Here is a 1,297-nt window from a genome sequence, read left to right as displayed (position 1 = left end):
ACCGCCTCCGCATGCTCCTCACCGCCGGCGGACTCACCCCATGACCCCCCCACCGGATGTCCGAAGAGCCGCTTGTCTATCAGCGCCGAGACGACCGAGAACAGCCAGGCCCAGGTGCCGGGATCCGTGGTGCTCACGGGTCGGCGCGTGTAGAGGAACATCCAGTCGTCGACGATCTCGACGTCGAGCTGCGCGGCGTTGTCGAGGAAGCGCGCCATGATGTCGGGCGTGAAGAGGTAGAGCGCGTCGCGCTCGTACCCCTCGGGGCAGTACAGCGCGAAGTGCCGGTCGAAGTCGCCCTCCAGGCTCAGGCGCTGCTCCTTGTCGAACGTCGCCGGGAGGTTGGACAGGCCCAGCGCGTTGTTGCTGAGGGCGTCGAGCACGATGTGCGGCAGCGGCGCGTCGAGGTGGATCGCGACGTACCCCCACGTGTGGGTGCTCTTGTTCTTGCCGGATCCGGTCGTGTAGCGGTAGTTCCCGAACTCGACGAACCGCGGCTGCTCTCCGCGCAGCAGGTTGAGCGCCATGCGGCTGTGCCCCTGATGGAACAGCAGGCCGGGCAGCTTCGGATCGGCGAGGACCGGGATGAAGCTCATCGCGTTCGCGCGCGCGAAGCGCGCGAGGCGGTATCGCGTCTCCTTGCCCTTGTGCCCGTTGACCAGCGCGAGCACGATCAGCGCGGCCGCGGTGAGCATGAACAGCATCGGCAGGATCAGGGCGGGCCACGCGAAAGCGCCGCCCTCCACGACCGAGCTCGCGATCGCGCCCGCCAGGCCCGTGAGCCCGGCGCCGCCGACGAAGACCAGGGCGAAGACGATCAGGATGACGGTCGCGACGTCCGTGAGCCGGGCCGACCCGAACCGGGCCTTGAGCTCGCGATCGAAGCGGGCCACCCCCCCCCTTTCGACGGGCTCCGTGAGGGCCCGCGCGTCGAACGACATCGCGCGCGGGGTGGCGTCGGGCGTGGTCACGAGGCCACCGTATCGCGCACGCGCGCGCGGTCGGCGGGGCCGCCGACGGGCAGGGATGCCCGCCTCGCCCGGGCGCGCGGTGGGTCCCACATCCACCGCAGCGGTGATCTGGAATGGAGGGGAACCGGCTCCTCGCCGGGCGGGTGCAGGACGAACGGCCCGCCCCGATCACGCGTGATCCGGTGTCCGTGGTGGTGCAGGTTCATGTGATGGAACCTGCAGAGCAAGATGCCCCTGTCGATGTCGGTGCGGCCCTCGTGGGCGGCCCATTCGTCGATGTGGTGGGCTTCGCAGTAGGAGGCGGGCATGCCGCAGCCGCGCCACAT

1 protein-coding gene and 1 pseudogene are annotated in these 1,297 nt (G+C 70.1%); both read right to left on the bottom strand.

All coding sequences use genetic code 11. From position 1 onward, the window contains the following. On the bottom strand, nucleotides 1–971 hold a 971-nt coding region (locus ACYVGN_RS10430), incomplete at its 3' end, for a hypothetical protein (RefSeq protein ID WP_460790631.1). Continuing rightward, a pseudogene (locus ACYVGN_RS10425) lies at nucleotides 968–1,297 on the bottom strand (hypothetical protein); the annotation flags it as partial. The pseudogene ACYVGN_RS10425 and the gene ACYVGN_RS10430, both read right to left, overlap by 4 nt.

The sequence above is a fragment of the Microbacterium lacusdiani genome, from assembly GCF_054779895.1.
This window is presented reverse-complemented; position numbering and strand designations above follow the sequence as displayed.